The following is a 24,592-nucleotide window of genomic DNA, read 5'->3' on the forward strand; positions in this document are numbered from 1 at the left end:
GAATGCACCCTTCGTCATGAAGGAAGAAAGAACGGGGAAAGGAATGGATGCGGGGAATGTCCCGCTCCGGTGCCTCCCGGCCGGGGAAAAGCCGGGAGGCCGTTACTCGGGGAGTTTTCCGATCAGACGAATGACAGGACGAGCCACAATGCTTGCGAGGCGACGGTAAGAAAATTCGACGCCAAGATCAGTCCGTCGTTTATCCAGCCCATCACAATGTTCGGATCCAATGCAGTTTTCCTTTCTGGATGTCGTACTGGCATCACCATCCAAACCACTGAACATGTTGGTGCGCTATAGGTCGGGGTCCCTCTTTTTTGCGTTAACGCAGGCCCGCGCGACTCGGTCCGCCATGAACACATGGGGTTTCGGGAAAATTTCCCACAACTCGAGGGAAATACAATTTTCGAATAGCCACAGCAGGTCCGAACAACCGGCGCAGGCACCGCCAGCACCTGGCGGCTATCTCACCGCGAACGAACGTCAAAAATCCCACTTGCCGGTGTATACCGTGTCTGGTAGGAACAAAATCGACTCGGGGGCTACATTCAAGCGCGACTCCGCGCATCATGGTGCGCGGGCGCGAGAAGGGGGGGTTTCCGCTTTGCCCCGGAATCCCGCACGTCCATTTTCGTCCACACCGACACTACGAATCCTTCCGCCCACATTGGGTGGCACATGCCTGGCCTTTCGCAAGGCACGCAACCTCAGTCGCAGCGACGCCTACGACATCCACGGGGTCAGCCAGTCCTATTTGTACGATATCGAACACGACAAACGCATCCCTACCCCTGCAACATTGGACCGGCTGATCGACGCCTACGACCTCGACAGCAGACAATCGCAGTACCTGCACGAACTGCGCCAACCCGCACAAGACCTACCCGGACTCGACCAACTCGCCCACCGGCTACGAGGTCACCCTGGCCTGATGCACCACCTCGAGCACCTCACCGCCGGCGACGTGCTCGGCGCCTATGTTGATCCGCTGCACCATATCTTGGCCTGCAACGACCTCTTCCGCACCGCGTGGCCGGGGCTGGGAGAGACCGATTCGATACTGTCCTGGATCTTCGGGGAAGCCGCAGCACCGTCGGCACCCGACCGCACTCGGGAAGCCACTAAGACCGTCGCCATCACCAGAATGCTGACCGGCCGCTACCGCACCAGCACCCAAACCAATACGCTGCTGCACCAACTCAGCGACCACGGCGAATTCACCCGCCGATGGCGCTCGTCCATCGACGTCGCCGACGGCCGATCCCCCGACGACCTGCTGTACCGTCGCCATCCCGACACCGGCGACCCGCTCTCGTTCGCCATGACCATGAGCAAAGTCCACATCATCGACCACGTCTGGCTGCTCACCCTGCTGCCTATCCCCCGCTCGGGACCGGCGAACACCTGACCGTCACCGACTGCTGTTGTGCGCCAGGCCTCACTGCCTGGGGCACAACGCTTTCGGCCGGGCTGGCGGGCTGCCGCACACGCTCGTTTCGATTCCCGACCTCGCATCTCTGCGCTAACGCTCCGGACACACGCAGGCACTATGCGGCGGGGACGCGCCCATCCCCGCCGCGCTGCTGTGTCGATCATCGGCGCAACCGGAACCGGCGCCGCACCGTAACCACCCTTCCACTACCACCACCCGAACTGGCATACAGAACCCGCCGCTCAGCCGCTTCCGGCCCGGCACTCCCAGGGGAATCACAGCCATCGATCAGCTAACCCACGCACTGCCGCACGATCCAACTCGGTCCTGACCGGCATCCCAGGATCAGCCCTCACCTCAGGGCAGATCGATCGGCTTCCCGCCCATGAGGCGATACTCGACCAGACGGCAGATTGTTCAGGCTGTCCATAGGACACCGACCGAAATATCGGCCTGCCCGCTCCTCCAGGGCACACATATCAATGTGAACGCAATTCCTCGATCGCACCATTGCGTCAGTTCCACGAGAGTTTCTAGCGGACCTCTACCGCCCTACGGCGGCTGACAATCCCCAGGCCTCGACAACCCCACAACAACGATCCCGCCGACGTGCACAACGGAATTCGATGCCGCGGTCTTCGGCCCGTCTCCGGCAGTCTGTTCCCAGCGCCGGTTCTCGCCGGGCTCATCTCGACGAAGGCTCGGGTATTCCCGTGGCTGTTTCTGGTTCCTCGGCGACCCATCCAGACTGAGTGATCCGGATACCTGGCCGCGAGGTCGCGGAGCCGCTGGAAAGCCCATTCGTCGAGTGCGTCGCTGAGTACGAACAAGAGATCGTCGTCGGCCGGGTCGCTGAGGTTGATGGTGATGCGGTATCGGCACTGAGCATTGAGCATTGAGCATTGAGCATTGAGCATTGAGCACGATCCACGCCGCGTGGGCGGCCCGGATCCGCGGCTCACTACACGAGCGGACAGCGCATCATCAATGCCGCGCACCGGCACAGTGTGCCGCACACAACGCACGACATTCCCGATGAGGATTCGTCCGGTAGCCAATAATCGGCGATAGTGCCGACAGGCACGAACCCGTTGCGAGCCAGGACCCCGGCGGACTGGTGGGGTGTTCCCGACAGCCAGGAGGCAGCATAGATCGCGGTCCATCGCCGGCGTCGACCGAACTGCACGCATGCACGAACCAAGGCGTTGCCGATCCCGTCCCTGCGGACTCCGGGAGCGACCACCACCGATCCTAGGCAGCCGACGGATTCACCATCGGCGTAGACGAACCCAAGCGTGGCAAAGGTTCGGCGGAAGTGCTGTCGCATACCGTCATCGGCGCACGACACGGTCGCCACCCCGGACAGGAGCGACTCGTCACGGTGCACGATGAACACCGCAGATGTCGGCGCCGCCGCCACCACACGCAATTCGCTTTCAGCGATATAGCCGGTGCCGAACTCGGTGTCGAACAACTCCACCGCCGGCGCCACCCACCATGACGACCGGTCCAGCATGCCTCGCTCGATCCCGACCGCGTGCATCGGTTCACCAGCACCGCTCATCGCAACCGGGTCATCGACCATCGCCGAGCGAACCTCCTCTGCGCCTTCATTCTCCGACGCTACCCACTACCCGCTCCCCGACGCGACAGATTCGGTATCCGCAGACACTGCGGGAGCCGGGGAACCGCTCACCACAAAACCTGACGGCGCCGAGCCCGAAAGCACAGAGAAGGACCGCGGCCTCGACCATGCGTCACCGCCAGGGAACACGGTGGCCGTGCCCTGCACAGCCACGTCCGTCGAAAGACAGGCTCGCGTCGTCATGGTCGACCATCAGCGTTCTCGCAGTGCCGGAGTGGGTCACACACCCAGGGCTCAAGTCCACGGCGCGGGGATCGTGCCCGCATGCCATTGCGCCAGCGTGACGTTGTCCACCAACCGGATGCCGGTACGGTCGGCGGTCTGGCGGGCCGAGCGTGTGAAACGCGATGTCGTGACCAGTACTGCGACGTCGTAGGTGTGCCAGGTGCTGATACCACCGACGAACTGCTGCATTTCCCGGTCACCTACCGCACGGTCTATGTAGTAGCGCTTGGCCTGCACGATCAGCCGCCGTCCATCGGCGGTGACCGCAACGACATCGGCGCCACGGTCTCCCGCACCTCCGCTGACCTCGACATCCGTGCACCCCGCAGCCCGGCACAGCGAGGCCAGCGCATGCTCGAACTGTTTGTCGTCCATCGAGTGGAACGGCAGCACCGCACGCAGATGATCCTGGTCGCGCTCCAACCGGCGACGCCGCAACCGATGCCGAGCGTAAAACGCGGCGCCCACTCCAGCGATCACCATGATCACCGCAGCGATGATGACCGCAATGTTGTCGCGAGCGAACTGTACGGCCGGCACCCCGACGATGCCTGCCATGCCCACTGCGCCGGAATTGAGCGAGCGGCGACGACGTCTACCCACCTGCACTCCCCTGATTCCACGGACCCCTGCGGTGATCGATCAGGATGACTGTAAGCCAGGACACTGACAAAGGCCGGTGAAACTGGTCGCGTCCCTCCGGTTTTCAGCCATCCTCGATTCCTGGGCATGTCCGGCACCGGCACGTGTGCCACCTCAACCACCACGGCCGCGGACGCGACCGCCGCTTGACCTGGCCAGCGCCGTCGAAATCACCCAAACCCGCTTCGATCTCGCGCACGACTGCGCCGCCGACATCGTGCCTGATCAAGGTCATGTGCGGTCCGTAAAAGGCGCGAATCAATCCTGCCCACGGTCAGCATCCCATGGGTTGATGGCTGGCCCGATGTCAAGGACAGGAGTATGCCGTGTCAATTTCTCTCGGCGTTATTCGTCGCTGGTTGAGCTATGTGCCCGACGATGCCCACATCGCTGTCGACGAGGGCGGGCTCACCCTGATCGCGTTCGCTCCGACCAGGCACGAGCATCCGGCGTACACGGAGGTCGGCAGCCACGACGAAGGCGGTGACTGCTGCTACCGCCGGACAGAGTCGGCGACAGCCGATCGGTACCCCCGGGACGCCCAGAGGTTGAGCGGGGCCCTGCGCGCCGGGGAAGGCGGCAGCTCACCGCTGACTGTGAGCGCTGTCAATGTGAAAAGTATGGGCGGGCAACCTATTACGGTGCTCGCTCTCCTTGTTGGGAGGGTAAATCTCGATGGAAAGCACCATGGCCTCTGCCCTGTCGTCGGTAGAGAAGCTGCTGCCGGGGACGGACGAAATACTGGGCTGGCTGGGGGAGGTATTCGAACGCATCGACTGGGCCGAGGAAGAGATCCAGGCCGCGCAGAAACGCCACCCTGGACAGGCAGCGCGGGTATGGCACGGGTTCTCGCTGTTGCAGCCCACTCATCAGCGGGTGGAGTACCAACTCCTGTTCCGGGCGCACTGCCGCGAAATCCTGGATCGGATCGCGGCCAGCAAACCGACGCAGCCGGGGACGGCGGCGGAAGTGTTGGCGGCATTGTCGGAGGCGTCGATGCAGGCCCCGTTGAACACCGAATCGGTGGGCTTGTACTTCCGGATGTGGCGGGCGGCGGGGCTGCCGCCGCTGGAGGACAACGCCCGCCAGCTCGGGCATTACGAGGCGATCGCCGGTTCCCGGATCGATGACCTCGAGGCGGAGTCGCGGCGTCGGTTGACCGCGCCGGATCGCAGGTTGGGGGCGATCACGTGCGAGGGCCGGCATCATGGGGAGCCGGTAGTGTGTGAGTTCGCGCTGGCAGTAATCGAGGCAGCCTGAACCGGCCAGCAAGGAGCTCGGTCCTGCATCGCGGTGCGAGACCCTGCCGAGTGCTGGATGTAATCAATGCCGTGACCGCTCTTCGTCCTGCCACCCCCGGCCGCGCGAATCAGATTACTGGTAACCCTGACTTCCTCCGCAACATCGGATTCCCCGGGGGCCAGCTCGGCGCATTCGTCCAAACTTTCTGACCTTCGCTGCCAATTCACGGCTTCGGACGTGCGCGCCATCGAATTGCACATGTAGCCGACGCGGCAGCCGCAATGTTTGCGAATCGTTAGCGAAACGAAGTTTCGAGGCGATTGTTCATGCTTGCAACCAAGCCCCAGAAGGGCTGCACTGCCAGGTGACGAGCGTGTCGGAGCCGTGGAGTAGCGTCGCGTCGCCCGGATGTTGCCGGGCGTGACATCTCGGGCGAGGAGCCATTCGAATGAGCGCTAGTCAGTATCGGAACCAGCTCAATACCAAGCGGAAGCAGCGAATCGACGCTGAGAAGAAGGCAGGAGAGTTCCGGACGAAAGAGTCGAGGAAGCGGGCCGAGGCCGCATCGGCGCGTCTGTCGGCATCGAAGGCCAACAGCGAGTCGACGGCGAAGCTCCGGGTCCGCGAGGCAGAGCGCAAGGACAAAGAGGCCGAAACTGCTGGTAAAGAGGCTGGCCGTTGGCAAGAACGGGCCATCACCTATGCCAAGGGCGAGGCCGATCTTCAGGGCAAACTGGCGAAGGCCGAGAAATCGGAGGCCGATGCCGCCGAGCTCAGACGCAAGAGAGAGGAGCAGCGCGCTCAGCGTCTGGCCGCCGGACGACAGGCTGAGCTCGAAACCCGGCTCGCCGACACGGAATCGGCGGTCGATTATGTCCTTCGGCAGCTGCCCGCTCCCAAACCGGAGAAGCTGCGCCTGCTCATTCTCGGGGCAGCGTCAGCTGGTGACCTTCGGGTGGGTCGTGAAGCAAAGCGCATCCGGGTGGCGGTCGAATCGGCTCTTCACCGCGATCAGATCGAATTCGACCTCCGCCCTGCTGCGACGACCGCTGACCTGCTGGACGGGATCACCAAGTTCCGTCCTCACGTCGTCCACTTCTCCGGTCACAGCAGCGAAGACTTCCTCGTGTTCGAAAAGGACCGGGATGAACTTCATTCCGGGTTGGGAGTTACTGCCGGAGCGTTTTCCCGGGCGATCCAGGCAACCGACACTCCACCGCTGCTCGTGCTGTTGAACTCCTGCAAGTCCGCCGCCCAGATCGACGACCTCGTTGCCGACGTCGTGCCATTCGCGATCGGAATGGCGGACGAAATCGATGACGGCGACGCGATCAACTATGCCGCGCAGTTCTATGCGGCGATCGCGAACGGTCAGTCGGTCAATGCAGCCCATCTGTCCGGGCGGGCCGCGCTCGAACTCGCGGGTTTGGATGGGGCCGACCTGCCGACGCTTGCGTTCGCGACCGATGTCGACCCGAGCGTGACGATCCTGGTCGAATCCATGGAATAGCGCGCCTGTGAGCCGCCAGCTGCCCGGTCATTTTCCGCGGTCCTCCGGCCGGGCGAACCCGCCGAGTCGGGGGTAGGGCGGCGCGGTCGATGTCCGGCAACGAACCGCAGCCGCCTGCCGCCGCTCACCCACTGACCGTGACTTCGACGTGCTCGGGTCGCGAGCACTGAGCCACCGCCACCGGCCTGCGTCGCCATCAGATGTCGACTGGCGCCCCTCACACGACACGCCGTGTCGCCGGAAAATTCTGCACGGATCACCGGAGCTTTACGCATCGTGTGTGACCTGCGATGACCGCATCGCCAGCGGGGCATTCGCGGCGATGTGCGCGCACGGGAGTCGCGTCGGTATCGCGGTTCGGCTTTCATGGAATCGGGACAGGTCAGTGGACAGCACGCAAAGGCGGCTGCCGCATGCAGATGATCCTGATTCCTTCTACCCACCGGCTCCGGGGCGCCGATTCCCACCCGTGGTATCGAGTTCTTCGATCGCACCGCGAGACCCGCTCCGTGACGGCCGGTCTGACCGACGGCGTTCGCGGTGTCGGTCGTCTCGCTCACCATGGTGACGGCCTCATCCGGCCACTGGCTGCGCCGCCGCCTCAGCCGGTGCACCTGGCGTCGCCCGCCACGATGCCTGGACACCCACAGTCGTGTAATCCATTCACTACCGGGAACTTTCGGCAGGGCGCAGCCCAGACGAACTCGGTAGGCGGTCCGCGATGACCGAGCATCCGTTCATGACCGTCCAGGAAGCCGCGGACGTGCTGCGGGTCTCCCGCTACAGCATCTACCAGCTGATCTGGTCGAACAAGCTGCACTCGGTCACCGTCGGCCGCTCGCGCCGGATCGTCCGCGCATCCTTCGACTCCTACCTCGCCGAACTGATCGAAAGGGAACAGTAATGTCCAAGAAGAACACCGCCCGCCGCCGGAAGAACCCGAATGGCTCCGGCAACATCAGTGCCCGCCGCGACGGCCTCTACGAGCTGAAACTGTTCGTCACCGCCGCCGACGGCACCCGCAAACGCATCAGTGTCTACGGCGATACCTGGGAAGAGGCCGATGCCGAACGCACTCGTCTCAAGGAGATGGAGCGGCGCGGTATCCCGGTGGAGGTCACCGCCATGACCGTCGCCGAGTACATGTCCCACTGGCTGAACGAGATCGTCGGGCCCTCGATCCGGCGCACCACCTACGCCACCTATCGAGGCGACATCCGTCTGCACATCACCCCGGCCTTGGGCAAACGCAAGCTCAAGGCGCTCACCGTCCAGCATGTCCGCGGATTCATCAACGGCCTGCGGACGAAGTGCCAGTGCTGCTTCCAGGGCAAGGACGCCGCCCGCCGCAAGCCCCGCTGCTGCGCCAAGAAAAATCCCGAATGCTGCGGTGATGTGCTCTCGATCAGTTCGATCCGCCACGTCCTGCGGGTACTGCGCGCCGCGCTGCAGGACGCGGTCGACGACGAGGTCCTCGCCCGCAACGTGGCTCGCTCGGTCCACGTTTCCGGCAGCGACAAATCCACGGTTCGCCGGTTCACCCGGGCCGAGGCCACCCGCTTCCTCGCCGCCGCCGAAGACCATCGCCTGCACGCCCTGTGGGCGGTGGCGCTGGCCCTCGGATTGCGGCGCGGGGAAGCACTCGGCCTGACCTGGAGCGACGTGGACTTGGCAGGCCGGCGGATCACCATCCGGCAGGCACTGCACCGCATCGACGGCAGCCTGCAGCTCACCCCGGTCAAGACCGACGGATCCAATGCCACCCTGCCGCTGCCGGCGCCGCTGGTGCCGATCCTGCGCGAGCACCAGCGTAAACAGGGCGAGCAGCGGTTCGCCGCCGGTGACGAATGGCAGGACTCCGGACTGGTGTTCACCACCGAGCTCGGTCGCCCGATCGAGCCACGCAACGTCAACCGCATGTTCGCCCGCCTCTGCGAGCGAGCCGGCGTTCCGCGCCTGCGGGTGCACGATCTACGGCACTCCTGCGCGACCTTGCTGTTCTCGATGGGAGTGGACGCCGCGACCGTGCAGCGGATCCTGCGGCACAGCTCCATCAGCGTGACAACAAACACATACATGGAGGTGATCGAGTATGTGCAACGCGACGCCGTCGACGCCCTGAATCCCCTGTTCAGCGGGTCTCACGACGGATCTGCCGGATATACGGAATAGCCCGTTGTCGTAGAAGGTGTCGTAAATTGTGACCGATACCCGCCAAATCGGGCATATCAAGCGAACATAATTCCTGGTGGAGCTAAGGGGACTCGAACCCCTGACCCCCACACTGCCAGTGTGGTGCGCTACCAGCTGCGCCATAGCCCCTGGTTGGTTGCGCTTCGGACTTCCCCGCCGCGCCTGAATGAAGTTACACCAACGGTGTGTCGGCGACCAAATCGGCTCGATTCGGGGGTGACAGGCGGGGGTGAATGAGCCTATAATCGAACATGTGTTCGAAGCAGGTTGAATCGTGTGCTACGGGACGGTGACCGGTTGGGGCGCTCGGAATGGGTAGAGCAGATGGGGTTGCTGGTTTGTCCATTCCGAGAGTCCGGCGAGCCGGCAGGTCTCGCGGCAGCGGTGTGACATCTCGAGGTGCGGTCTAGGGACAGGGGGCCGGATCGCGCCGTCGAGTGCGGGGGCCGGGCGGCGGCAGGTGGAGCCGTTGCCCGGCCCTAGGCCAACGGAAGAACTCGGTGGCCGGCGATCCCGGGGGCTGGGGATGTCGGGTCGCGCCGTCGAGTGGGCCGGAACGTCGATTTGGTGGAGTCGGCGTTCCGGCCCTTCCGTTCGATGTCTGGCCGACTGGGCCGCAGACGGGCGGCGTAGACGACCGCCGATCAATCGGTGAGCCCGACCACCCAGTTCTCGTCGCCGGTGTCGACCTTGCTCGTGCCGTCGAAGACCGAAGGCGTGGCCGCGGAGCCGCCCAGCGCCTCGCCGAGCGCGGCCGTCTGCGCCATGGCGGTGGTGCGCGCGAAGTCGATCTTGGCGCCGGTCGTGATGCATTGCCGCACCGGCTCGGAGGCTCCGGCGTCGCGGGCGATCGCGGCGAGTTCGTCGTTGCTCAGGTCGGCGCCCCCTTCGCTGGGACGCTTCGTGGTGAACAGGTCGGTGTGGAACTTGGAGTAGACCGGGCCCGAACCCGCCTCGGCGACACATTGGTTCGCGGCGACAGCACGGGTCGAGTAGTCCTTGCTCCGGGATCGCGCGTCGAGGAAATTCACCAAGCGGTAGCGCACCGCGAGCGCGCCCTCATCGATCCGCTGCGCGAGCTCTTGACCGTAGATGTGCTCCAAACTGCCGCAGCCTGGGCACAGCGGGTCCTCGAAGACCTCGATGGTCTTCTTCGCGTCCGGGCGGCCGAGCAGGATCGAACCGTTCTGCTCGAGCATCGAGTGCACCGCCGGTTCCCGTACCGAACCGTAACCGTCGTTGCGAACGGCCGCTTCGTCCCGCCCCCATCGCATCGCCGCGATGACGATCAATACGATCAGCGCGAGAGCGACCGCGCCGAGCGCATAGGTGGTCGCACTGGACATCGGCCGTGGCGTGTAACTCGAACGCGATTCGCTCACAATGACACTTTGCCGCAACCCCTCGTCCCATCCGCCGCCGGGCCACGCATCCCGATCCGACGCCGACTGCGCACACGAGACGACACCGCACAGCCCACCCAGTGTGTCCTCGGATCAGGTGAAACCAGCCCGACCGCCGCATCGGGGACGACGGCCCTGCGGCGTTCCGGTTGGTCGAAGTCCTTCCACCAAGCGGTTTGAGTGGGTCCACGCCGACCAGGTTAGAGCGCCAGGAAATCGCTGACTGGCCGAAATCGGGCGGATTCGGCGTGAAATTGCTGTCTGTGCAACCCTGCCTGGGCCATCACCGGCTTCCGGTCTGATGAGGCTCGTTTGTCCCGTGACCGTTACGGTGCCTTGATTCGGGCATCGTGCGGTACGCCGATCAGGAGTTCGGCTACCGAATTGCCTCGGTGGTGAGTCGGAACTGGTGCTCGCTACCAGGGTTGAACAAGACGTCGATCCCGGCAGGGATCACCTCTGGCAGTTGAGCGCCGAGGATCGGCCACCAGTGCGGCACGTTCAGTCGTTGCTTGTGGACCTCGGCAGTGACGACGAGTGCACAAGTCACGTCGTCTGGTGCGGGGGCGATGCACAGCTGGTCCTGGCTGTCGCATGCGAGTTGAACCACGGTATTGCGCAGGGTTGGGATGATCTGGTCGCTGCAGTCGTCTCCGTTAGCGATCAGTCGTAGCAAAGCATCCATCGGGTCGGTCGGGGTCGAGTCGTTGCGAGGGATATAGCGAGGGTTCGACTGGAACGGACCGAGACTTCCGTTCTGGTCGAGCCGCCAGCCTCCGACGATCACCTCCACAGGTGGATCGCCTGATGGGTTTTCGGTTTGCCATGTCGGGTCGAGAAGGACGAACCAGTCGTCTCGCCGGACAGCGCCGGGCATTGGTTCCACTATGAGGACCTCTCAGTGCTCTGCTATCACTATGGACTGGGATTACCTGGACTCGGAGGGGAGAACTTTTCGAACAGGGGGAGGGGGTTGCCTGCGTCGTCGTAGTGCTGCACAACCGCTAACTGGGAGAGATCGTCCTGTGGCTTGGGCAAGATCACATCTCCGGTAGCGCCGTATATATTGCCCGTAGCGCCACCGTGCTGGTGGAGATTTTCGGCGGCTGCCCGGGCCGCTGAGCCACCTGGCAGCCCCGTCTCGATTGCGGATTCGCACGAAAGCATCACCACGCTCGCGCCGGGGTTGGTTCCCGCCGCTTGTGTGAAATGCTTGTCGACCATCAGCAGCCGAGCGTAGGTGTCGCCGTCGAGGTGCACATTTGTCCATTTCGGTCGCAGCCACGAACCCTTGTTGACGCTGACGACGAATTGCTCTGGGTTGGCATGGGCCCAGGCATAGATCGGCAGCCTGCCGGATGTCATGACATCCTCGAGCCAAGGTGCGTTCTGTAGTTCCCCGAAATCGAACCAGCGTCCTGCTTCGCCAGTTGGAGACGGGATCTCGTAGGCGGGAACCACCATGAAATCGCTGCCTTTCGCCTTGATCCCTCCCACATCCATCTCGGTGGAGGCCCAGGCCGTCACCAACTTCTCATCGCTGGGTTTGCTGGGAAACGCGGTGCCGATCACTCGGCCGTCGGCGCCCTTGAGCGGGATGCTCTTCACCTGACGGGGCGTGAACGACACCATCTTGCCCTCACCAATACCGGCGAATGTGCCTGGCCCCGACCCACCTCTCCCCTCGAGATTGGAGCGCGCGATCAGCAGGCCATTGTCCGCGTCGTGCGAGGTCAGTCGCCCAACGTTGTCCCCTGCTACGTGTGCAAACGACCCCCAGCGGTCAGCGACAGCTCCGGTTGCCCGCCCAAGCGTGGCAGCGATACTGTCGGCAACCCGAGTCAGCAGCACTTGGGCACGCATGGTTGACCTCCAATTCCCGGTCTCGCTAGGAGCACAACCCGATACCCTTGTCTCGCGCGCACCAGTGCATCGCCAGACTCATACTGTCCACAGCATGAGCAGCAATCAGCGACCGCATCCCCAACTCTGGGAATAGAAGCTCTTGCCGGGTCTCTGACTGTGTGACAGCCCCGGTGTGACGGTGTCAGATGGCTCCCCCTTGCGCCGCGCCGGGCGGGTTGCGCCTCAGATTCAGCGTGTTCGGCGGGTACGTCGCTGCACCCGCCGACGTGTGCGGCGAGACATCGGCCACCCTTCGGGGGTCGGAGATTCCTGGCCATTAGAGTCGGCGACCGCGATGCCGGGCGCGGCTACCATCGGCCTGACGACGCCTGAGGTACCGCGGCGATCATCTGTCACGGCAGCGGAACGACCCGCTGGATCCTCGGCCTCCCCTACCGCTTCACCCGTAACCGGTTCGGGACGATCAGCCACCGTGCGATCTTGTTTCACGTTTTCCCGGCGATCACCCGGTGCACCTGCCTCCGCCACGACCGGCGCCGGACTGTCGGCTACCGGCGCGCCCGACACCTCGTTCACTGCTCGATCGATCCCAGCCGGTCGGCGTTCGGCATCGTCGGCGCCCCCGGACCGTTCGGACGGGATCTCCGCATGGACGGAACCGCGACGCCGCAGCGGCTCTGGGACCACGGCCCACACGAGTGCGGCGACCGCGAGGAGAGCGCCGGTCACGCCGAGCGCGAGCCCGTAGGACACCTGCTGGGCGAGGGCTCCCACGGCGACCGGCCCGATGACGGTGCCGAGGTCGGCGGCCATCTGGAAACCGGCCAGCACCGGCCCGCCGCGCGCATTGGGCCCGATGATGTCGGCGACGGCAGCCTGCTGAGTGGGCGTGAACATGCCCGAACCCAGCCCCGCCACGAAGGAGGTGGCCAGCAGCCAGGGCACGTCGGTCGCCAGGCCGAGCCCCGCCGTGCCCGCCGCGCACACCAGCGAGCCGACGATCACGAACGGTTTTCGTCCCCACCGGTCGGACAGTCGCCCCGAGGCGAACAGCACCGCGACGTTGCCCGCGGCGAACACCGTCAACGCGACACCGGCCATTCCCGGGGCCTGGTGCAGCACCTCGACGACGAGCAACGGCACCAACGCCATCCGGACACCGAACACGGCCGCCCCGTTGGCGAAATTCGACAGCAGCACAGCCCGGTACTCCGGCCGCGCCCAGCCCTCCCGGAAGGACATCATGCGCACCCCGCCGACCGGCTCCGGCGCGGCCAGTTCCGAATTGCGCAGACTCAGGTAGACCACGACGCTGACGAGCGACAACGCGACCGCGTAGATCACGAACGGCCACCGCAAGCCGAGCCCGGACAACCCGCCGCCCACGAGCGGCCCACTCACCGAGCCGACCAGGAAGCTGGTCGACCACAACCCGGAGACCCGGCCGCGCTGTTCGGGCGGCGACATCCGGATGACCAGCGCCAGCGACGACACGGTGAACATGGTCGATCCGATACCGCCGAGCGACCGCAACACCATGAGCTGCCAGTAGCTCTGGGCCAGCGCGCTGGCGCCGGTGGACAACGCCACGATCAGCAGCCCGCCGAGGTAGACCGAGCGCTCCCCCAGCCGCTGCACCAGCCGCCCGCTCACCGGCGCGAACAGCAACCGCATCAGAGCGAACGCGGAGACGATCGCCGAGGCGGCCGCTACGCCGACGCCGAATCCGCGCGCGAACTGCGGCAGCACCGGGGCCACCAGGCCGAACCCGATGGCGATGACGAACGCGCCCCCGACCAGCACCCAGATCTCGGTGGGCAGGGGCTTGGATCTATCGGTCACCGGACAGCGCCTGTCCCACCAATTCCTCCGCGGCTGTCTGCACCTCGGCGAGGTGCTCGGGGCCGTGGAACGACTCCGCGTAGATCTTGTATTTGTCCTCGGTGCCGGAGGGGCGAGCGGCGAACCAGGCGTTCTCCGTGGTCACTTTGAGGCCGCCCAGCGGCGCGCCGTTGCCCCGCGCCCTGGTCAGTACCGCGGTGACCGGCTCCCCGGCGATCTCCTTCGTGGTGATCATGTCCGGAGTCAACTTCGCGAGCAGCTCTTTCTGTTCCACGGTGGCGGGGGCGTCGATCCGCGCGTAGGCGGGGCTGCCGTAGCGGCGTTCGAGTTCGACGTAGCGCGCCGAGGGGCTCTGCCCGGTGACCGCGGCGATCTCACCGGCCAGCAGGGCGAGCAGGATGCCGTCCTTGTCGGTGGTCCAGACGGTGCCGTCCATCCGCAGGAACGACGCGCCCGCGCTCTCCTCGCCGCCGAATGCCAGGCTGCCGCTGAACAACCCCGGGACGAAGAATTTGAACCCGACGGGCACCTCGTGCACGTCGCGGCCGAGCACGGAGACCACCCGGTCGATCATCGACGACGTGACCGCGGTCTTGCCGATCTTGGTCAGCGCGTCCCACCCCATCCGGTTGGCTACCAGGTACTCGATGGCCACCGCCAGGAAGTGGTTCGGATTCATCAGCCCGCCGTCGGGCGTGACGATGCCGTGCCGGTCGGCGTCGGCGTCGTTGCCCGTGGAGATGTCGTAGTCGTCCTTGATCGCGATCAGCGAAGCCATCGCGAAGCGCGAGGACGGGTCCATCCGGATCTTGCCGTCGCTGTCGAGCGTCATGAACCGCCAGGTGGGATCCACGAACGGGTTGACCACCTCGAGTTCGAGGTCGTAACGCTGGCCGATCTCCTCCCAGTAGTCGACGCTGGCGCCGCCCATCGGGTCGGCGCCGATGCGGATGCCCGCGCCGCGGATCGCGTCCAGATTCAGCACGTTGGGCAGGTCGTCGATGTAGTGGTCGAGATAGTCGTAGCGTTCCACGCCGGTGGCCAGCGCTCGCTCCAGCGTGGTGCGCTTGACCTGGGCGAGGCCGTCGCGCAGCAGCTCGTTCGCGCGGGCGGCGATGGCGTCGGTGGCCGTGTTGTCGGCCGGGCCGCCGTGCGGGGGGTTGTATTTGAAGCCCCCGTCGCGAGGCGGATTGTGCGATGGGGTGACCACGATGCCGTCGGCCTGGTGCTTGGCGCCGCCCCGATTGTGGCGCAGCACCGCGTGACTGAGCGCGGGCGTGGGGGTGTAGCGGTCGCGTGCGTCGATCACCGCGGTCACGTCGTTGCCCGCGAGCACCTCTAGCGCGGTGGTCCAGGCGGGCTCGGACAGCGCATGGGTGTCCCTGGCCAGGTAGACCGGTCCGGTGATGCCCCGGGTGGCGCGGTACTCCACGATCGACTGGGTGATCGCGAGGATGTGCGCCTCGTTGAAGGCGCCGTCCAGGCTGGAGCCGCGATGTCCCGACGTTCCGAACGCCACCCGCTGGGCCGGATCCCGCGCATCCGGGGTACGGCTGTAGTACGCCGTCACCAGGTGTGCGATGTCTTCCAGATCGGTGGGACGCGCGGGACGCCCGGCTCGATCGTGGGCCATGCTCGGGTCTCCCTTCCGTATCGGCTGTGCCCGGCTCGTCATCAGGATCATGTCCACGACCGCCCGGTCACCGCCGACCCCACGGCCACGTCGTTCACGTCGGCCACCAGCCGGAACATCTCGTAGCCGTACATGCTGAACGTGGTCGGCACGGTGCGGAAGCCTGCTTTCGCGGCGGCGAGCGGCCGATCGCCCGCCGACGCGCCGCTCAGATTCCCGAGCCACGCCGAACCGACAATGGTAACGGCCGTCGTGCGCGGCGGCACAGGCGAGGCGAAACAGGCTGCTACCGCATGGTCTACGGCAGACCCGGCGCGAGCACCCGGCTTGACCCGCGGTCTTCTCATCGCTCACCTTCCTGCCACTGGTCCACCGGCGCCGATGTGACGTTGACCGAGGTGAAAAGTTCGGCATTGCGTTCGACGAAGGCGCGCAGGCGTTCCGGCTCGTCGACCAACACCGGCATCAGGGGAAGGTGGTCGGCGATATCCAGCATCCGGCTGGTGTGGACATGCGCGGACGCGCCGTACCCCTCGATACCGCGCCACACGCTGGCGCCCGCCAGACCGGTATCCCTGGCCCGGCGCACGATCTCGTGATAGGCGGGCGTGTGCCGCCACAAGTCGTCCTCGTCGAGCAGCCCGGTGAGCTGTGCGGCGGGCCGCCATCGTCCCACCGTGGCAGCACCCGCTTGCGAACCACCCATTGCCTGACCCCCTTCCGTCGTGCCGTTCCCGTCGATCACCGAGCCGAACCAGGTACACACACCGTGCCATGCCCGCGCCGGGCTCGAACGTCCCGGCTACGCCACCGCCACCCCCCGGGGCGGACGAGCGCGGGGGGCACCGCGCCCGGTCCGAGGAGTCTACGAACCTCGCGGGTGGGATGGTGAGGGTGGTGCGACCGCGGGGTACGCCGAGGCAGGGAAGGGTGTTCAGCAGTCTCTTGGCTACCCACACCACAGCGGTCGGAATCATCGAGGTTCCGATTGCAAAGCATCCCATGACATTTACCGCGTAGGTCGGATAAGAGACCGTTCACCTCTGCGCGAGACCGGGTCGAGCGCAATGCCGATGGCGTTCAGCAAAGCTCGGCGCGTCCACTTATCTCGTATTTTGCACAAAAAATGGGGATTCGGGGGCGCTTTGCCGTGCACGGCGGACCGGCGCCGCGTGTCGTGCCCGATACGAGCGGCATGGCACACAGCCGCGATCAACGCCACCGCGCACGCGGAAAGACGGTCGTCTGACAATGGGGCAAGCCGCGCGTAGCCGCTGATTGGCAATCGGACAGCCACGGAGCTGGACCGGCGTTCCGAGGAGGCTTTCTCGCTCGCGTGCCGGCGGAACCCGGCGGCTCACCATCGAAGACGGCGGCCGCCGCTCCTGCGACGAGGTCGCGGGAGCGGCGGCGGCTCTATCGGGGACCGGATCGGCTGTGCCGCAGCCGGGTCAGTGGGCGAGCACCGGCTCCCCTTCGGCGGGCGCGGGCGCCGTGCTCGGCATGAGCACCGCGGTGAGGATGCCGCCCGCCACGAAGATCGCGGTGGCCCACCAGAAGCTGGTGGTGTAGCTCTCGATCGCGGACTGCGCGATGGTGAGCGGGTCCGGCTTGCGGGTGGACAGGTAGTCGGTGGCCGCGGAGGCGGCGATGGTGCTCAGCAGCGCCGTACCGATCGATCCGCCGACCTGCTGGCTGGTGTTGATCATGGCCGAGGCCACGCCCGCGTCCTCGTGCTGCACGCCGGAGGTGGCGCCCTGGAAGGCGGTGGCCATCGCGCCGCCGAGGCCGAGGCCCAGCAGGATCAGGGCGGGCAGGATGTGGGTGGCGTAGCCGGTGTCCAAGCCGATCCGGGTCAGCCAGGCCATGCCCGCCGCCGCGACCAGAAAACCACCGCTGACCAGGATTTTCGGCCCGACCTTCGGCAACACCAGGGACGGGGCGGTGGTCGAGGAGACCACCATGGCGGCAACCATCGGCAGGAAGGCCACGCCGGTCATGATCGGCGAGTAACCCAGCGTCAGCTGCATGTAGTAGGTGAGGAACAGGAAGATCGCGAACATCCCGATGCCCATGACGAACACCGTCAGGTAGGAGGTGCCGCGCATCCGGTCGAGCACGATCCGCACCGGAAGCAGCGGGTGCGCGACCCTGGTCTCGAGCCACGCGAACACCGCGATCAGCGCCGCGCCACCGAACAGGAAGGCGAGGGTGACGCCGTTGGTCCACCCATCCGATTCCGCGTGCGAGAACCCGTAGACGATGCCGAACAAGCCCGCGGTGACCACGACCGTGCCGGGGATGTCGAGCTTGGGCCGCTCGGTGCTCGCGTGCTTGGCCAGCAGCAGCACCGCGCCCACCAGGGCGACGGCCGCGAAGGCCAGGTTCACGAACATCACCCAGCGCCACGACGCCCATTCGGTGAGCGCGCCGCCGAGCAGCAGGCCGATCGCGCCGCCGGTGCCCGCGACCGCACCGAAGATGCCGAACGCCTTCGCTCGCTCGGACGGTTCGGTGAAGGTCACCGTGAGCAGGGCGAGTGCGGCGGGGGCGAGCAGCGCGCCGAAGACGCCCTGCCCGACACGGGAGGCGACGAGCATCTCGAAACTGGTGGCCGCGCCGCCGATCGCGGAGGCGACCGCGAAGCCGACCAGGCCGACGATGAAGGTGTTGCGCCTGCCGAACAGGTCGCTGAGGCGTCCACCGAGCAGCAGCAGGCTGCCGAACGCCAGCGCGTAGCCGGTGACCACCCAGGAGCGGTCACCGTCGTCGAAGCCGAGGTCTTGCTGCGCGGCGGGCAGCGCGATATTCACCACGGTCGCGTCGAGCACGACCATGAGCTGTGCGACACCGAGGACGGCGAGCACCCACCACCGCAGCGCGTGCGAGCCGCGCCGGCCACTTCCGGTGTGCTCGGGGGCGGGTGCCCCACGGTCGATCGCGGTAGTCATGTGTCCCCTTTGTGTCGAGCATTGATCCGGAGGGTGTTCCTCCACTTAAACGTAGAAGCTACCATGAGAACGGAGACACTGCCTCCGGTTAATCCCGGATGTTGATAGAATGAGGATGTGAATCACGCCACGGTCGCCTCTCCACCTCGGCGCCTGCGGGCCGATGCCGCACGTAACCAGCAGCGGATCATCGCCGCGGCGCGCGAACTGTTCGCCGACCACGGACTCGAGATAACCCTCGACGACGTGGCCGAGCGCGCCGGCGTCGGCGTCGGCACGGTCTACCGCCGCTTCGCGAACAAGAAGGAACTGATCGTCGAGGTCTTCGATCAGAACCTCAACGATTTCGCCGACGCGGCGGACGCCGCCTACCGGCACCCGGACCCCTGGTTCGGACTTGTCGAATTCTTCGAGTACGCATGTCGGCACATGGCCAGCAATCGCGGGTTCAGCGAGGTCATGCTCGAACTCGAGGACGACGAGACCGACCGCTTTGTGGTCGTACGCGATCGTATCAAGCCAACCGTGACCGCCATCTGCGCACGCGCCCGCGACGCGGGCGTGCTCGCCGATGGCATCGAGCCCTCGGACTTCTTCGCGCTCGTGCACATGGTCGACGGCCTCGCCGAGTTCGCCAGGCCGGTCAATCCCGATGTGTGGCAGCGGTATATGGCCATCATGCTGAACGGTTTGCGCGGCGACAGCACGCCGCGTCGGCATCTCGACGTTCCCCCGCTGACCGACGAAGAGGTCGAGCACGCCAAGCAGCACCTGACCTGCGGCTGGCGCAAGCGGTAGCGAAATCGAACCGTAAGTAGCGCGCGTCACGTTCGCTCCCGTAGAGTTGGTCATGTGACCAACTCGTGGGTGAACTGGGCAGGCGATCAACAGTGTGCGCCCGCGATCCTCGCCACACCGCGCTCGATCGACGAAGTGGCGGGCCTGCTCGCCGCCGCCGAAGCCGACGGCCGCACCGTGCGCGTCGCGGGCGCGGGCCATTCCTTCACCGACGCCGTCCTGACCGACGGCACGCTGCTGAACCTGGCGAAGCTGAACCGCGTGCTCGACGTCGACCGGGCCGCCGGCCTGGTGCGGGTGGAGGCAGGCATCAGCCTCAACGCCGCGAGCACCGCCCTGCACGAGCACGGCCTCGCCTTCCCGAATCTGGGCGACATCGATGTGCAGACCGTCGCCGGCGCCATCGCCACCGCTACCCACGGCACCGGCGCGGGCTTGCAAAACCTGTCGGCCGCAGTGCATTCCGTGGAGCTGATGGCCGCCGACGGAAGCCGGGTCGAGTTGAACGAGCAGACCGACCCCGAGGGCTGGCGGGCGGCGCGGGTCAGCATCGGCGCGCTGGGCGTCGTCACCGCCGTGACGCTGCGGATGGTGCCGTCCTTCGTGCTGGAGGGCATCGAACGACCGATCCCGGTGGAGGACGTGCTCGCCGACCTGGATTCGTTCCTCGACGGCAACGAGCACTTCGAGTTCTACATGTTCGCGCACAGCCCGCTGGCCATGACCAAGCGCAACAACCGCGTGCCGCTGCCCGAGCAGCCGCGCCCCAAGGCGGTGGACTGGTTCGCCGACATCCTGATGTCCAACTATCTGTTCGACCTGCTCTGCAAGGTGAGCCGCAGCAGGCCGCGCCTTGCCCCCTTGATCCAGCGCAGCGCCGCCTACGCGGGCAGTTACCGGCGTCAGGTGGACCGTTCCTACCGGGTGTTCGCCTCGCCGCGGCTGATCCGCTTCACCGAGATGGAATACGCCGTCCCGCGCGCGCATTCCGCCGACGCGATCCGCGAGATCAAGGAAGTGGCGACCCGCTTCGACACCCCGATGCCCATCGAGGTGCGGTGGGTCGCGCCCGACGACGCGTTCCTCTCCCCGGCGGGCGGGCGCGACACCTGCTACATCGCGGTGCACCAATACCGCGGCATGGATTTCGAGCCGTACTTCCGGGCGTGCGAAGCGGTTTTCGACCGCTACCAGGGACGCCCGCACTGGGGCAAACGCCACTTCCAGACCGCGGCGACCCTGCGCGAGCGCTACCCCGACTGGGATCGGTTCGCCGAGGTGCGGCGACGTTTCGACCCGAAAGGACGTTTCGCCAACCCCTACCTCGATCGGGTGCTCGGCCCGGTGGGCTGAGCCCGCGGGGACCTCATCGCGGTCCGGTCACTCCGCGAGGATTTCCGCGACCAGGCGGGGCACGGCGGTGCCGATGGGTTCGCGAATGATCTCGGTGGCCATGGCGTCGTATGGCGTCGGCTCGGCGTTCACGATGACCAAGTCGGCGCCGTTCTGGACAGCGATCGAGCACATCGAGGCGGCGGGCTCGACTTGCAACGACGTCCCGATGGCCAGGAAGATGTCGCTCGTCTCGGCGGCGAGCGAGGCCTCGACCATGGTGCGGCGGTCCATCTGCTGACCGAACATCACGGTGGCGGACTTGAGAATGCCACCGCAATCCGGACACGGCGGGTCGGGCTCACCCGCGGCCACCCGCTCCAAGGTCGCGGCCATGGAGGTCTGGTAGTCGCATTCGATGCACACCACTTCGAACATGTTGCCGTGGATCTCGATCACCCGCTCCGGCGAGGAGCCCGCTCGCTGATGGAGACGGTCGATGTTCTGCGTGATGATGGTCACCGGCCGCCCGGCCCGTTCCAAGTCGGCGAGGGCGTTGTGCGCGGCGTTCGGCACGGCTCGCCAAGCCGGATTGTCCCGGCGCGCGAGCCACGCGCGTTCCCGTAGACCGGCGTCGGCCACATAACTCTGATAGGTAGACAGCAATTCGGCGATCGGGTCTTTCGTCCAGACCCCGCGCGGGCCGCGGAAATCGGGAATGCCGGAATCGGTCGAGATGCCCGCGCCCGTGAGCACCCCGATCCGGCCGGTGCGACTGCGCCAATCGGTCGTCATATCCGCACAGCCTAGGGGCAGCGAGAGAACCGGCGCTCATGGATAGACGATGAGAGATTATTAGCGTTATCATCTCATTGTATTGAGTTCGGCCGATCAAGGGAGATCACGATGACCGCGTCCGTCGTACGCGAATCCACCGGCGCGCGAACGCTGCCGCCCCGCCGCCCGATCGAACCGGGTACCCAGATGTGGGACCAGACCGGACTGGTCACCTTCTCCCTCACCGCGGGCTCGGCCTTCCTGCTGCAGACCATGGAGCCGACCATCTCCGCGGTGGTGGACGAGTACTCCACCTTCCGTACCGATCCGATGGGCCGTGCCCTGCGCAGCCTGGCGTCGGTGATGATGTGGGTCTACGGCGGCGAGGAGGCGCTGGCCGAGGCCGACCGGCTGCGTGAGCTGCACGCCTCGCTGAACACCACCGACGCCGACGGCGTCCGCCACACCGCCCTCGCCAGCGGCCCGTGGGCCTGGGTGCTGCACACCGGGACGTTCGCGTTCACCGAGAGCGCCAAGTACTTCGCCCGCCGCCCGCTCACCGCGGCGGAGAAGGAGGCGTATTTCCAGGAGACGTTGCAGCTGATGCGCAATTTCTCGGTGGCGCCCAAGGAGATCCCGGCCGACTACACCGAATTCGAGAAGTTCTTCGAAGACACCGTCGCGAACCGTCTGGTCGCGACCGACACCGCACGCGACTACCTGCGGGTGATCCGCTCCGTCGCTGCGCCCGAGCAGCTGCCGCGCGCGCTGCATCCCGCGTGGAAAGCAGCGGTGGCGCCGATCGGCCGGCTCCAGCACTTCGTCACGGTCGGCACCACACCCGAGGTCGCGCGGCAGAAGCTCGGGCTGACCTGGACCGCGGCCGACGAACGCAAGCTTCGCGTGCTCGGCTGGCTGATCGCCCGCATCGTCCCGCTGCTGCCGGAGCGGTTGCGTTACTTCCCGATCGCCTACGAAGCACGCCGCCTCGAGCGCGACCGACAGCGGCTGCGCAAGATGATCGACCTGCGTCCGATCTGATACGCCCCCCAGTCCGTTCCCCGGCAGCGCGGGGACAGCCGGCCGGGGCAGACAACCCGCGAGGCCGCTGACTCGCCGAACCCCGGTCGACCCGCGTCGACCGGGGTTTCGCCGGTTGCGGGCAGGACGTGCGGAAGGAGTTTCATCGCTGGCTCACACTCCCGCACTACCGTCGGATCCTGTCCCCGCTCGACGGCAAAGGTGCCGCAAGCACTGGGCGACAAAGGATTCGAGCCTCTGACCTGCGGCCACCGTACGGGCGCGCATGCGGAAGCACGGCGCGACGTAACGATTGGCGCCGCGCTGGTATACGTATCTCATACGCTACGACAGCGTTTCGGCTCCCCCATGCCGGACGGCCGGTCCGGCGGCGCGCACACTCATGCTCCACCTTGCACATCGAAAGGCGTTCACATGTCCCACAAGCCCAGTGTGCTGTTCGTCTGCGTGCACAACGCGGGCCGCTCGCAAATGGCCGCCGGGTTCCTCACCGCTCTCGCGGGCGACCGGTTCGACGTGCGGTCGGCGGGCAGCGCTCCGGCCGAGACCCTCAACGCCACGGTGGTGGACGCCATGGCCGAAATCGGCATCGACATCTCCGGTCGCAACCCCAAGCCGCTCACGATGGACGCGATCGGCATCTCCGACGTGGTGGTCACCATGGGCGTCGGCGACGCCTGCCCGTTCTTCCCCGGCATCAGCTACCGCGACTGGATGCTGCCGGACCCCGCCGATCAGACCATCGACGTGGTGCGCACCATTCGTGACCGCATCCGCATCCTGGTGGAGAACCTGATCGCCGAGCTGGTCCCCGCGCCGGCACGCTGAGTCCTGTCCGATTCGTTCAAGACGCCACCGGACGCCGCTGCCTACGCTGCCGGTATGACACCCCAACTCGACGTCATCGGCATCGTCGTCAGTGACATGTCCGCTTCGGTGGCCTTCTATCGCCGTCTCGGGCTCGACTTCCCGGAGGGCTCCGAACAGGAAGGGCATGCCGAGGCGGCGCTGGCCAACGGTCTGCGGCTCGCTCTGGACACCGAAGCCGTCATCAAGTCCTTCCACACCGAGTGGACGCGGCCGACTTCCGCGGGCCGGATCGGCATCGCTTTCCGCTGCGCCGATCCCGCGGAGGTCGACGCCGTGTACGCCGACCTGGTGGACGCCGGCTACCAGGGCGAGCTGAAGCCGTGGGACGCCTTCTGGGGCCAGCGCTACGCGGTGGTGCTCGACCCGGACGGCAACGGCGTCGACTTGTACGCCGCACTCCCGGCCGCTTCCGGATAGCCAGGGCGAGCACGCCGGGATCGGGCGAGCAACTCCCGCATCGGAATGCCCGCCAGCGCGCGCACCTCACGCGACAGGTGCGCTTGGTCGGCGAACCCGGTCAGGGCGGCGGTTTCGGCGAGCGGCACGCCGCTGCGCGCCGAGGCCAGCGCGCGTTGCATGCGCAACACCCTGGCCAGGGTCTTGGGGCCGTAGCCGAACGCGTCCAGCGAGCGGCGGTGCAGGGTGCGCTCACCGAGCCCCACCGCGTCGGCGATCCCGGCGACAGGCCGGCCGGCGTTCAGCGCGCCGACCACCCACCGCATGAGCGGATCGGCAGGCTCGGCGTCCGCCGCTCGCCGCAGCACGAACCCTTCGAGCGCCGCCGCCGGGCGGTCGGCCGCCTCGAGCCGACCGACCAGCGACCGGACCACGGCGGATGGCCAGAGCTGGGCCAGATCGATCCGCTCATCCCGCACCTCGCGCGCTGGAACGCCGAGCAAAGCGGGCGCGGTACCCGGGAAGAATCGGATGCCGACGTACGCACCGCCCGGCGAGGTCCCGGGGTGGTGAGCGCGGGTGTCCGGCCCGGCGACGATCAGCCGACCGTTCATCCAGATCAGATCCATGCACCCGTCGGGCAGCACCGGCAGCACCGGCAGCACCGGCAGCACTGGCAGCACCGGCAGCGCCGGACCGCGACCATCGACGGTCTTGGTCCACAGCACGGCGCCCTCGTACCGGGATGGCCGCTCCCGGTAAGCGACATCGTCCATGTCGGCGACGCTACGCCA

21 protein-coding genes, 1 tRNA gene and 1 pseudogene are annotated in these 24,592 nt (G+C 66.4%); 10 read left to right on the top strand and 13 right to left on the bottom strand.

The features are described from left to right. Positions 1-667: 667 nt before the first annotated feature. Positions 668-1,408: an MmyB family transcriptional regulator gene (locus tag M8859_RS03920; protein WP_249643864.1), complete on the top strand. Its 741-nt coding sequence runs from the start codon at positions 668-670 to the stop codon at positions 1,406-1,408. 985 nt (positions 1,409-2,393) lie between these two features. On the opposite strand, the gene M8859_RS03925 is transcribed toward M8859_RS03920, so the two are convergent. Both M8859_RS03925 and M8859_RS37200 read right to left on the bottom strand, forming a co-directional pair. Then, on the bottom strand, positions 2,394-3,017 hold the full coding sequence (locus M8859_RS03925; RefSeq protein ID WP_249643865.1) for a GNAT family N-acetyltransferase: 624 nt from the start codon (positions 3,015-3,017) through the stop codon (positions 2,394-2,396). Positions 3,018-3,311: 294 nt separating this feature from the next. Then, positions 3,312-3,905 carry a restriction endonuclease gene (locus tag M8859_RS37200; protein WP_249643866.1) on the bottom strand — a complete coding sequence of 198 codons (594 nt, stop codon included), beginning with the start codon at positions 3,903-3,905 and terminating at the stop codon, positions 3,312-3,314. A 726-nt stretch (positions 3,906-4,631) separates the two neighbouring features. Here M8859_RS37200 and M8859_RS03935 point away from each other — a divergent pair. The 4 genes from M8859_RS03935 (at position 4,632) to M8859_RS03950 (ending at position 8,868) form a co-directional block, all read left to right on the top strand. After that, the gene (locus tag M8859_RS03935) at positions 4,632-5,204 is read left to right on the top strand and encodes a hypothetical protein (RefSeq protein ID WP_249643867.1); all 573 of its coding nucleotides are present in this window, start codon (positions 4,632-4,634) and stop codon (positions 5,202-5,204) included. Between the two features lie 430 nt (positions 5,205-5,634). Further along, a complete protein-coding gene (locus M8859_RS03940) occupies positions 5,635-6,696 on the top strand; it encodes a CHAT domain-containing protein (RefSeq protein ID WP_249643868.1) in 1,062 nt (353 codons plus the stop codon). A gap of 721 nt (positions 6,697-7,417) precedes the next feature. Continuing rightward, the gene (locus tag M8859_RS03945; RefSeq protein WP_249643869.1) at positions 7,418-7,600 is read left to right on the top strand and encodes a helix-turn-helix domain-containing protein; all 183 of its coding nucleotides are present in this window, start codon (positions 7,418-7,420) and stop codon (positions 7,598-7,600) included. Further along, entirely contained in the window at positions 7,600-8,868 is a 1,269-nt protein-coding gene (locus M8859_RS03950; RefSeq protein ID WP_249643870.1) for a tyrosine-type recombinase/integrase, read from the top strand. The genes M8859_RS03945 and M8859_RS03950 overlap by 1 nt, the downstream gene beginning before the upstream one ends. Positions 8,869-8,942: 74 nt before the next feature. Here the strand turns inward: M8859_RS03950 and M8859_RS03955 are convergent. The 9 genes and pseudogenes from M8859_RS03955 to M8859_RS03995 all read right to left on the bottom strand — a co-directional run bounded on the left by M8859_RS03955 (position 8,943) and on the right by M8859_RS03995 (position 18,584). After that, positions 8,943-9,018: transfer RNA gene (locus tag M8859_RS03955), tRNA-Ala, on the bottom strand. A gap of 515 nt (positions 9,019-9,533) precedes the next feature. After that, positions 9,534-10,235, bottom strand: a complete 702-nt coding sequence (locus tag M8859_RS03960) for a DsbA family protein (RefSeq protein ID WP_159921079.1) — start codon at positions 10,233-10,235, stop codon at positions 9,534-9,536. A 433-nt stretch (positions 10,236-10,668) separates the two neighbouring features. Next, positions 10,669-11,169 (bottom strand): type VII secretion system-associated protein, encoded by a 501-nt coding sequence (locus M8859_RS03965; RefSeq protein WP_159921077.1) that lies wholly within the window; start codon positions 11,167-11,169, stop codon positions 10,669-10,671. A gap of 38 nt (positions 11,170-11,207) precedes the next feature. Continuing rightward, positions 11,208-12,155, bottom strand: a complete 948-nt coding sequence (locus M8859_RS03970) for a hypothetical protein (RefSeq protein ID WP_159921075.1) — start codon at positions 12,153-12,155, stop codon at positions 11,208-11,210. A gap of 603 nt (positions 12,156-12,758) precedes the next feature. After that, a pseudogene (locus M8859_RS03975) lies at positions 12,759-14,000 on the bottom strand (MFS transporter); the annotation flags it as partial. Next, positions 13,990-15,633, bottom strand: a complete 1,644-nt coding sequence (gene pgm / locus M8859_RS03980; RefSeq protein ID WP_159921071.1) for a phosphoglucomutase (alpha-D-glucose-1,6-bisphosphate-dependent) — start codon at positions 15,631-15,633, stop codon at positions 13,990-13,992. The pseudogene M8859_RS03975 and the gene pgm, both read right to left, overlap by 11 nt. Positions 15,634-15,680: 47 nt before the next feature. Next, a complete protein-coding gene (locus tag M8859_RS03985; protein ID WP_159921069.1) occupies positions 15,681-15,980 on the bottom strand; it encodes a fluoride efflux transporter CrcB in 300 nt (99 codons plus the stop codon). After that, positions 15,977-16,339 (bottom strand): DUF190 domain-containing protein, encoded by a 363-nt coding sequence (locus tag M8859_RS03990; protein ID WP_249643871.1) that lies wholly within the window; start codon positions 16,337-16,339, stop codon positions 15,977-15,979. Before M8859_RS03990 ends, M8859_RS03985 begins: the two co-directional genes overlap by 4 nt. Positions 16,340-17,084: 745 nt before the next feature. Beyond that, positions 17,085-18,584 carry an MFS transporter gene (locus M8859_RS03995; RefSeq protein ID WP_195069393.1) on the bottom strand — a complete coding sequence of 500 codons (1,500 nt, stop codon included), beginning with the start codon at positions 18,582-18,584 and terminating at the stop codon, positions 17,085-17,087. A 117-nt stretch (positions 18,585-18,701) separates the two neighbouring features. Here M8859_RS03995 and M8859_RS04000 point away from each other — a divergent pair, with 117 nt between their 5' ends. Together M8859_RS04000 and M8859_RS04005 are read left to right on the top strand one after the other, a co-directional pair. After that, on the top strand, positions 18,702-19,382 hold the full coding sequence (locus M8859_RS04000) for a TetR/AcrR family transcriptional regulator (protein ID WP_159921063.1): 681 nt from the start codon (positions 18,702-18,704) through the stop codon (positions 19,380-19,382). Between the two features lie 54 nt (positions 19,383-19,436). Beyond that, the gene (locus tag M8859_RS04005) at positions 19,437-20,735 is read left to right on the top strand and encodes a D-arabinono-1,4-lactone oxidase (RefSeq protein WP_159921061.1); all 1,299 of its coding nucleotides are present in this window, start codon (positions 19,437-19,439) and stop codon (positions 20,733-20,735) included. 27 nt (positions 20,736-20,762) lie between these two features. Here the strand turns inward: M8859_RS04005 and M8859_RS04010 are convergent, their stop codons facing one another. Then, a complete protein-coding gene (locus M8859_RS04010; protein ID WP_159921059.1) occupies positions 20,763-21,509 on the bottom strand; it encodes an SIR2 family NAD-dependent protein deacylase in 747 nt (248 codons plus the stop codon). Positions 21,510-21,620: 111 nt separating this feature from the next. Between M8859_RS04010 and M8859_RS04015 the strand changes: the two genes are divergently transcribed. From M8859_RS04015 to M8859_RS04025, 3 genes are all read left to right on the top strand, one after another. Further along, positions 21,621-22,532, top strand: coding sequence for an oxygenase MpaB family protein (locus M8859_RS04015; RefSeq protein WP_159921057.1), 912 nt, complete (start codon positions 21,621-21,623; stop codon positions 22,530-22,532). A 414-nt stretch (positions 22,533-22,946) separates the two neighbouring features. Continuing rightward, positions 22,947-23,360, top strand: coding sequence for an arsenate reductase ArsC (locus M8859_RS04020; RefSeq protein ID WP_159921055.1), 414 nt, complete (start codon positions 22,947-22,949; stop codon positions 23,358-23,360). A gap of 54 nt (positions 23,361-23,414) precedes the next feature. Continuing rightward, positions 23,415-23,819, top strand: coding sequence for a VOC family protein (locus M8859_RS04025; protein ID WP_159921053.1), 405 nt, complete (start codon positions 23,415-23,417; stop codon positions 23,817-23,819). On the opposite strand, the gene M8859_RS04030 is transcribed toward M8859_RS04025, so the two are convergent. Next, positions 23,747-24,574: a helix-turn-helix domain-containing protein gene (locus M8859_RS04030; protein WP_249643872.1), complete on the bottom strand. Its 828-nt coding sequence runs from the start codon at positions 24,572-24,574 to the stop codon at positions 23,747-23,749. The genes M8859_RS04025 and M8859_RS04030 overlap by 73 nt on opposite strands. Between the last annotated feature and the right edge of the window lie 18 nt (positions 24,575-24,592).

The sequence above is a fragment of the Nocardia sputi genome (genome assembly GCF_023501985.1).

Bases quoted from the DNA above. Each gene is read 5' to 3' on its own strand.
- M8859_RS03925 (WP_249643865.1), bottom strand. From the start codon at position 3,017: ATGGTCGATGACCCGGTTGCGATGAGCGGTGCTGGTGAACCGATGCAC.
- M8859_RS03950 (WP_249643870.1), top strand. From the start codon at position 7,600: ATGTCCAAGAAGAACACCGCCCGCCGCCGGAAGAACCCGAATGGCTCC.
- M8859_RS03960 (WP_159921079.1), bottom strand. From the start codon at position 10,235: ATGTCCAGTGCGACCACCTATGCGCTCGGCGCGGTCGCTCTCGCGCTG.
- M8859_RS03970 (WP_159921075.1), bottom strand. From the start codon at position 12,155: ATGCGTGCCCAAGTGCTGCTGACTCGGGTTGCCGACAGTATCGCTGCC.
- M8859_RS03985 (WP_159921069.1), bottom strand. From the start codon at position 15,980: ATGAGAAGACCGCGGGTCAAGCCGGGTGCTCGCGCCGGGTCTGCCGTA.
- M8859_RS03995 (WP_195069393.1), bottom strand. From the start codon at position 18,584: ATGACTACCGCGATCGACCGTGGGGCACCCGCCCCCGAGCACACCGGA.
- M8859_RS04020 (WP_159921055.1), top strand. From the start codon at position 22,947: ATGTCCCACAAGCCCAGTGTGCTGTTCGTCTGCGTGCACAACGCGGGC.
- M8859_RS03935 (WP_249643867.1), top strand. From the start codon at position 4,632: ATGGCCTCTGCCCTGTCGTCGGTAGAGAAGCTGCTGCCGGGGACGGAC.
- M8859_RS03940 (WP_249643868.1), top strand. From the start codon at position 5,635: ATGAGCGCTAGTCAGTATCGGAACCAGCTCAATACCAAGCGGAAGCAG.
- M8859_RS03990 (WP_249643871.1), bottom strand. From the start codon at position 16,339: ATGGGTGGTTCGCAAGCGGGTGCTGCCACGGTGGGACGATGGCGGCCC.
- M8859_RS04030 (WP_249643872.1), bottom strand. From the start codon at position 24,574: ATGGACGATGTCGCTTACCGGGAGCGGCCATCCCGGTACGAGGGCGCC.
- M8859_RS04025 (WP_159921053.1), top strand. From the start codon at position 23,415: ATGACACCCCAACTCGACGTCATCGGCATCGTCGTCAGTGACATGTCC.
- M8859_RS04015 (WP_159921057.1), top strand. From the start codon at position 21,621: ATGACCGCGTCCGTCGTACGCGAATCCACCGGCGCGCGAACGCTGCCG.
- M8859_RS03965 (WP_159921077.1), bottom strand. From the start codon at position 11,169: ATGCCCGGCGCTGTCCGGCGAGACGACTGGTTCGTCCTTCTCGACCCG.
- pgm (WP_159921071.1), bottom strand. From the start codon at position 15,633: ATGGCCCACGATCGAGCCGGGCGTCCCGCGCGTCCCACCGATCTGGAA.
- M8859_RS04010 (WP_159921059.1), bottom strand. From the start codon at position 21,509: ATGACGACCGATTGGCGCAGTCGCACCGGCCGGATCGGGGTGCTCACG.
- M8859_RS03945 (WP_249643869.1), top strand. From the start codon at position 7,418: ATGACCGAGCATCCGTTCATGACCGTCCAGGAAGCCGCGGACGTGCTG.